Genomic DNA, 7007 nt, shown 5'->3' on the forward strand with positions numbered 1-7007 from the left:
TATTGGCATCCATGAAGGAATATCGAGAAGCCATAGCAGACGATAAGAAGCGATTAGAGCAGTTTTACAACCAAGTCGCTAGTGGAGTGCTAGACAAGGCTGAAAAATCGCTAGAAAACGCAAATAAGAAGCATACAGGTGCATTAAACAACAGTATTCAGGCATTAAACGAAGCTACAAACAGGCTCAACTTAAAACTTATCCTTATTTTTGCCAGCACGTTTGTGGCTGTGATGATGGTATTCATTTTGGCAATCTTCTTATACGTGCCAAGCAAAGACGAAATTGATAACCGTAGAGCTGATATGGCTTTACTAAAAAAATATCCGCTACAAATTAGAGAAAGTGATGGTGAAACATTGGTGAGAATCATGAGGAAAAATTGCTATTCGTTTGAACCGAGTAGTGTCAAAGAAAAAACGTATGACTGGTGTCAGATCGACCCTAAAAAATACTAGTTGATCGGTACTTTGCTTGGTTTTTCTTATTACTGATCAGATTACAGCAAGCGCAAAGTTGCCCGACTTTGAAACATGGCTAAAGCCATATTTCAAAGCATCGAGCTGAAATTTCGCATAAGAGATTTTATGTTAAATAAGACTATTAAGATCAGTTATAATTATCCAATAAGTGATTAAAAATAATAAGGTAATTTATGTCTACATGGGTGTGGGTACTTATTTATTTGGCAGTTAGCTTAATGTTCAAATGGATTATTTCATGGGGTGGAGCTGATTATATTAAAGGCTGGAAGAGTATCTTTTTCTTAGATATGGAATCAAGCTCATGGAATGAAGAACAGCTTAGAGCTATGGCTTTGTTTCTATGGATAGCATTTACCATTCTTTTTATTATAGGTTTAATTTACCCCGAATTTAGATTCTATAAGCTTAAAAATAGTTTGTAAAAAACGGAGCTTAAGCTCCGTTTTTATGGGTGATTTTTTAAATCATTCAGCATTGCATCACGTAAAATCTTATTCATACGTGTCTGATAGCCTTTGCCTTGTGCTTTTAGCCATTGCATGACATCTGCATCAATGCGTACTGTAGTCACTTGTTTAGTTGGCTTATAAAACGGATTTTGGACAGCATTTTTCCAAAAGCTTTCATCAAGTTCAGGAATGTCGGAAAAGTCTATTTCACTGTCTGGGCGTTTATCTAATGCTTCAAGTCTTGCCTTTTGTTCTTCAGATAAGACAGGAGGTTTATTCAAATCTACTTTGTAAGTAACGGTTTTGTTCATACTGTTTCCTCTCTTTTTTCTCTGCCTGTCGTGCTGAAATAATACGGATATGATCAATCCCATTATGATCTTGTACAGTATGAGCCACCAATAAAACTGTCTGCCCGTGTACGAGACCTATCACTTGCCAACGATATTCACCATTTTCAAAGCGATCCTGTTTGAAGACGGCATGAGCATCATAAAAAACTAAGGTTGCATCTTCAAAAGCTACACCATGTTTTTTGAGGTTTGTTTCTGCTTTATGCTCATCCCATGAAAACTCAATTTCCATAGTTGCATCGCTTTTTGTTAATACAAAAATGTTAATACAAAATTGTAAATTTTGCAAAGTTGTTCCATTTTTTATTGGCAAAATATTACAGAATCGAACATAAAAAAGCCGACTTGTTTCAAAGTCGGCTTTTTGCGGTTTTTATGATCAGGATTGATTTTTTAAGTAATTGATATTTATATTAATATACAAGTGTATTGCGTATAACCACCATTATGTTAAATAACTTTTAGAAGCTTTAGTACAAGCTTGACAGATTGTCTTATCATTATAAAATAACCTTATTCAAATCATCCTCCCAAGAGTAACGCCAATGAAGTAAGTCATTTTCTCATCATTATTTTTAAACTTTTGATGTGCAAAATAGATTCTACTTGTGGCTATATATTCTTGGTCTCTACTTTATATCCTAAATAATATATTGTTTTTTATAAGTTAATCTTCACTATTTTGCATATCCTCTACATGAGGAATTTTTTATGCAACATGCATGTATTGCTTCAAACTTAAATTTAGAATTTTCTACACAGAAAATGTTTGATCAGCTAAACATTACGCTTTTATCAGGACAGGTTTCTGCATTAATTGGACGTAATGGTTTAGGTAAATCCCTATTGTTCAGAATATTAGATCAAAGCCAAGCTTTAGATATTCATTATAGTGGTCAAGTTTCATGGAATATCCAACATGATTATTTGGCACAATTAGAACGCCTTAATGCTGAAAATATTGCACAAGCATTAGAGGTAGATCATTTACATCATGCTTTTCGGCGTATAGAGAACAATACAGCTAGTTTTGATGATTATGAGTTAGTTGAAAATACCTGGGATTTACCACAAAAATGGCAAAATATACTTGAAAATGCTGACTTACCTACGGATTTGAACTTTCCAACAGAAAAACTGAGTGAAGGACAAAAAACAAAGCTGGCTTTATGTCGTTTGTTTTTAAAAAAGGATCACTATCTACTTTTAGATGAACCAAGCAACCATTTAGACTCAACATCTAGACAATGGTTAATTGAGAGTATTTTGGCACACCCTAGTGGTGTATGCCTGATTAGTCATGATCGCCAATTACTCAATCAAGTCCAACATATTTATGCTTTAACTGAATTAGGCTTACAACACTACAAAGGTAATTATGAGCATTACATTCAACAGCATCAGCTACACATGGATGCATTAACTCAGTCTATTAATAATGAGAAAAAAGAATTAAAGCAGTTAAAACAACGGCAACATGATAGCTTAATGAAAGCGAATAAACGTCAATCTAAAGGCAATGAACTTCGTGATTCTAATTCTCAAGCAAAGATTTTTCTAGATTTCAAAAAGGAAAATGCTGGACAAAGCTTAGGTAAGCTACGTGCCCAACAAACTCGACAAACTGATGATTTGAAAAATAGTCTGATTAATAGGCAGACCATTGTAGAAAAAATCAAAGCTCAGAAGTTTGAATTCCACTTACAGAGTACGAAGCAAGGAGAGATTTTAAGAATTCATGATTTAAAGCTACCCCATACAGCAACAAATAAAATTAATTTTGCATTGAAAGCTGGCGAAAAAATCCATCTTAAAGGTGCTAATGGAATTGGTAAATCAACCTTATTGAAATTGATTTCTACCCATCAACGTGATGATATTTTCTTTAGTGGAACATGTTTGTATTTAGATCAAAACTTTAGTTTATTAAATAATGATTTATCCGTAATCGAAAACCTTGCACTTTATAACTCCAATCTTACTGAAGTTGAGTGGAGAAATTTGTTAGGTCAGTTACGTATTCGTCGTGAAAAAGCTTTATTAAAACTATCAGAACTGAGTGGTGGTGAAAAATTGAAAGTCGCATTATTAGCAATGAGTCACTATCCTGATGGTATTGATTTATTATTGCTTGATGAACCAGAAAATCATTTAGATATTGAGTCTAGAGAGCTTCTATCGCAGGCTATTAGCCAATATCAGGGCGCTGTAATTTTAGTTTCACATGATCATTTTTTTGTTGAACAGTGTGAAATATCTGAAGAGTATTTAATTGAGTAAAATGACATTTTCAAATATATAGATTTATTAGTTCTACTAAAATTAACATAATACACCTTATACGAAATGCGTTATAATTATCTATAGAAATCAATGCTGTAGTTTCTAGTTTATAGCCCGAACATCCCTGTTCGGGCTTTTTTTATGATTTTTCACGTTCCACGCCTATTATTTAAGCAATGTTTCACAACTTTGATTAGCTCCAGTAAATAATTAAAACCTAGATAATAAGAACCGAGCGAGTGTCTACGAGCGATTGAGCATCATCAAAATTTCGCCCTCGCCTTTTCTCTGATTACAAGCTCCCTTTCGATTTTAAACGGTAGGTACAGAGCATCCCGAATGGGTGCGAACTTTGGAGCTTTTGCTTTTCAAAAAGTATGAGCGAAGCGAATACATTACAAATGCTTTTGCTTTTAGATTTCACAAATAGGATTAACCAAAAACTGCCCCACGAAGCGAGGAACGAGCTTCAATAGAGTACGAGCTTTAGCGAGTACCTAGGGCAGTTTGCACTCCCCTCTCGAAAGGCTTTTAATTATTTTTAAAGCTTTTAAATGCTTTTAGATAAGCTGAAAACATTGATATGAGAGGACTACAGCTTATATAAGCACACAAATTCTCTTGTATAAGCACACAAATTCTCTTGTATAAGCACACAAATTCTCTTGTATAAGCACACAAATTCTCTTGATTTACACACATAAAATATATAGTGTGTAAATACACATTAATAATAACGTGTATTTAATATGAAGAATGGTTTAGTTGTGAAAGATAATGCATTAATAAACGCCAGTTATAATTTAGAACTAACGGAACAGCGTTTAGTCATGCTTGCAATCATTAATGCAAGGGAATTAGGGCGGGGTATTACGGCAGATAGCAAACTAGAAATACATGCTAGTGACTATGCAAAACTATTTAATGTATCACCTGATGCATCCTACAAAGCCCTGAAAGATGCCGTAAATAATCTATTTAACAGGCAGTTTAGCTATACAGCCGAATATAAAAAAACAGGGAAGGTAGGTATCGTTCGCTCTCGCTGGGTAAGCCGTATTTTTTATGTAGATGATTTGGCATTACTAGAAATTACTTTCGCACCTGATGTAGTTCCTTTAATCACTAGATTAGAAGAACACTTTACAAAATATGAAGCCAAACAAGTTGCACACCTAACCAGTAAGTATGCCACTAGACTTTATGAGTTATTAATCGCTTGGCGTGAAGTTGGTAAAACACCTGTTTTTGAACTACAACAATTACGTAAAAATTTAGGTGTTGAAGATGATGAATATCAACGTATGCACCATTTTAAAAGCCGTGTATTAGAAACTGCCATTACTCAAATCAATGAACATACAGACATAAAAGCCACTTATGAGCAACACAAGAAAGGGCGTACAATTACTGGGTTTTCATTCAAGTTTAAGCAGAAACAACAACCGAAAAAATTAGATTCTAAGCGTGACCCAAACACACCTGACTTTTTTATCAAAATGACCGATGCACAACGCCATTTATTTGCAAAAAAAATGTCAGAAATGCCTGAAATGGGGAAATATTCACAAGGTACAGAAAGCTACCAACAATTTGCTATCCGTATAGCAGATATGCTGTTAGAGCCTGAAAAATTCAGAGAGCTTTATCCAATTTTAGAAAAATCAGGATTTCAGCCATGATTAAATTAAATAACCTATCAACCGATCTAAAGCATGTGACCGTTGAATACCTCGACATCGTAAATTATGAAATTGCGAGGGAAAATATATGCGGTTATATCTTCCTATTATCCCGACTATCCAAAGATGCCGAACCCACCGAAAAAATGCAGATGGAAAGCAAAATACAGAACTTAATTTACTATCGGGATAATTTACAAATCGAGGACAAGGACAATATTCAAAAGGTTTTAAATACGCTCATTCCAGAGTATCAAGCCGAACAAAAAAACCAAACAGCTAAGAAAAATTAGGCTTCAATATCGGGCAAATCAAAAAGCTGTCGATCTCTATTTTCTGTTAAATATTCGTTGAGTTCAGCGAGTATTTTTTCTTTATTGGCTTCATTTGCCTGCATTTTCTTAATCAAGTAAGAACCGAGCAAAATTTTACGCCGAGTATCATCCTTGCGCTCCTGTTCTTTCTTTTTGGTACGTTCTCTTGCTTCAATAGCCTGTTTCTGTGCTTTTAACTGTTTCAGCTTCTCTAACTGGGCTTCAATTTTCTTTTCGATATTTTCAGCAGATTTAGTCATAACGATTAATTTCGGAATATAGAAAACCACTCAAGCATAAGACCCTATGAATTGAAATTCAAGCGGGTAATATGCTATCGTGTTTTTCATGAAATGCGCACTTACGACTTGAATTTCATTCAAGTCAAAAGATGCGTAAGGGAGACACCCCTTAACCCCAAAAGCAAAAGCAAGAGTGGTAAAGCAAATGAAGAAATACAATATTGATGAACAGCATATTTTTATATGCTCAAACTGTGGGAATGAATTTTTATACAAATTACCTAAAATTCTTATAGAGCAAATGAATGGAGTATCCATTCAAACTATTAGAAAAGAATGCCCGAAATGTAATCAATACGTGGATGCCACAAGGAAAATTTAATGGCGATTTACCACTGTACAACCAAAACCGTTAACCGCAGTTCGGGAAGAACTGCCGTTGCATCTATGGCTTATCGTGCAGGGGAAAAACTAGAAGATAAACGTACAGGGCTGACGCATGACTTTACGAGAAAGGATGGAGTCGCCCATACCGAAATTGTGTCTAATCTCAATATTGAAATTGACCGCAGCCAACTTTGGAACTTGGCGGAACAGTCCGAAAACCGCAAAGATGCCCGAACCGCCAGAGAGTGGGTAATCGCCCTACCCGATGAATTAGACGCAGATCAACGTAAGGACTTGGCAAAAGCCTTTGCCACGGCCTTAGTTGATCGCTATGGCGTGATTGCAGACTTAGCCATCCACGAACCCAGCAAAGGCGGAAATGATAAGAACCATCACGCCCATATCATGCTTACCACCCGAAAGGCGGAATTAGACCCTGAAAACAATCTGACTCTGACCACAAAGGCAGAAATTGAACTCAGCAACGCCAAACGAAAAAGCCTTGGTATGGGTACAACCCAAGACGAAATTAAACAGATTCGGGAAACGTGGGCAAACCTTGCCAATCGTGCTTTGGAACGAGCAGGCATACAGGAAAAAATAGATCACCGCAGCTATGCCGATCAGAATAACGGACTACAAGCCACCATCCATGAAGGCACTAAAGTCACCCAATTACGCAGAAAAGGCATAGACACTGAAATCAGCCGTTTTAATGACAATGTGAAACAGCAGAACGCCCAACAGCTTGACCAACAGAAACAGCAGAAAGAGAGCGTTTTACAGCGTGGTTTAAACCGTGTCGATCAAGG

The 7007-nt window shown here is 35.8% G+C and carries 9 protein-coding genes; 6 read left to right on the top strand and 3 right to left on the bottom strand.

All coding sequences use genetic code 11. The features are described from left to right. The first annotated feature begins 2 nt into the window (after positions 1-2). Together FTU98_RS13500 and FTU98_RS13505 are read left to right on the top strand one after the other, a co-directional pair. Positions 3-458, top strand: a complete 456-nt coding sequence (locus FTU98_RS13500; RefSeq protein ID WP_257220057.1) for a hypothetical protein — start codon at positions 3-5, stop codon at positions 456-458. Positions 459-655: 197 nt separating this feature from the next. Continuing rightward, positions 656-907, top strand: a complete 252-nt coding sequence (locus tag FTU98_RS13505) for a hypothetical protein (RefSeq protein WP_004969151.1) — start codon at positions 656-658, stop codon at positions 905-907. 23 nt (positions 908-930) lie between these two features. Here the strand turns inward: FTU98_RS13505 and FTU98_RS13510 are convergent, their stop codons facing one another. Together FTU98_RS13510 and FTU98_RS13515 are read right to left on the bottom strand one after the other, a co-directional pair. After that, positions 931-1245, bottom strand: coding sequence for a BrnA antitoxin family protein (locus tag FTU98_RS13510; RefSeq protein ID WP_131262006.1), 315 nt, complete (start codon positions 1243-1245; stop codon positions 931-933). Further along, positions 1208-1519 carry a BrnT family toxin gene (locus FTU98_RS13515; protein ID WP_180051557.1) on the bottom strand — a complete coding sequence of 104 codons (312 nt, stop codon included), beginning with the start codon at positions 1517-1519 and terminating at the stop codon, positions 1208-1210. The genes FTU98_RS13510 and FTU98_RS13515 overlap by 38 nt, the downstream gene beginning before the upstream one ends. A gap of 479 nt (positions 1520-1998) precedes the next feature. Between FTU98_RS13515 and FTU98_RS13520 the strand changes: the two genes are divergently transcribed. From FTU98_RS13520 to FTU98_RS13530, 3 genes are all read left to right on the top strand, one after another. Then, positions 1999-3567 (top strand): ATP-binding cassette domain-containing protein, encoded by a 1569-nt coding sequence (locus FTU98_RS13520; protein ID WP_159124549.1) that lies wholly within the window; start codon positions 1999-2001, stop codon positions 3565-3567. A gap of 752 nt (positions 3568-4319) precedes the next feature. Next, complete coding sequence (gene repM, locus FTU98_RS13525; protein ID WP_026438545.1) at positions 4320-5252, top strand: replication initiation protein RepM; 933 nt, start codon at positions 4320-4322, stop codon at positions 5250-5252. Beyond that, the gene (locus FTU98_RS13530) at positions 5249-5545 is read left to right on the top strand and encodes a hypothetical protein (RefSeq protein WP_163167926.1); all 297 of its coding nucleotides are present in this window, start codon (positions 5249-5251) and stop codon (positions 5543-5545) included. The genes repM and FTU98_RS13530 overlap by 4 nt, the downstream gene beginning before the upstream one ends. On the opposite strand, the gene FTU98_RS13535 is transcribed toward FTU98_RS13530, so the two are convergent. Beyond that, positions 5542-5826 (bottom strand): hypothetical protein, encoded by a 285-nt coding sequence (locus FTU98_RS13535; protein ID WP_004871868.1) that lies wholly within the window; start codon positions 5824-5826, stop codon positions 5542-5544. The two genes, FTU98_RS13530 and FTU98_RS13535, sit on opposite strands and share 4 nt — an antisense overlap. 363 nt (positions 5827-6189) lie before the next feature. Between FTU98_RS13535 and mobQ the strand changes: the two genes are divergently transcribed. Continuing rightward, the coding region (mobQ, locus tag FTU98_RS13540; RefSeq protein WP_180051556.1) for a MobQ family relaxase at positions 6190-7007 on the top strand (818 nt) is incomplete at its 3' end.

Origin of the sequence: Acinetobacter sp. YH12211, assembly GCF_013418015.1 — a bacterium.
Lineage (GTDB): Bacteria > Pseudomonadota > Gammaproteobacteria > Pseudomonadales > Moraxellaceae > Acinetobacter > Acinetobacter towneri.

Bases quoted from the DNA above. Each gene is read 5' to 3' on its own strand.
- FTU98_RS13510 (WP_131262006.1), bottom strand. From the start codon at position 1,245: ATGAACAAAACCGTTACTTACAAAGTAGATTTGAATAAACCTCCTGTC.
- FTU98_RS13520 (WP_159124549.1), top strand. From the start codon at position 1,999: ATGCAACATGCATGTATTGCTTCAAACTTAAATTTAGAATTTTCTACA.
- FTU98_RS13515 (WP_180051557.1), bottom strand. From the start codon at position 1,519: ATGGAAATTGAGTTTTCATGGGATGAGCATAAAGCAGAAACAAACCTC.
- FTU98_RS13530 (WP_163167926.1), top strand. From the start codon at position 5,249: ATGATTAAATTAAATAACCTATCAACCGATCTAAAGCATGTGACCGTT.
- FTU98_RS13535 (WP_004871868.1), bottom strand. From the start codon at position 5,826: ATGACTAAATCTGCTGAAAATATCGAAAAGAAAATTGAAGCCCAGTTA.
- FTU98_RS13505 (WP_004969151.1), top strand. From the start codon at position 656: ATGTCTACATGGGTGTGGGTACTTATTTATTTGGCAGTTAGCTTAATG.
- repM (WP_026438545.1), top strand. From the start codon at position 4,320: ATGAAGAATGGTTTAGTTGTGAAAGATAATGCATTAATAAACGCCAGT.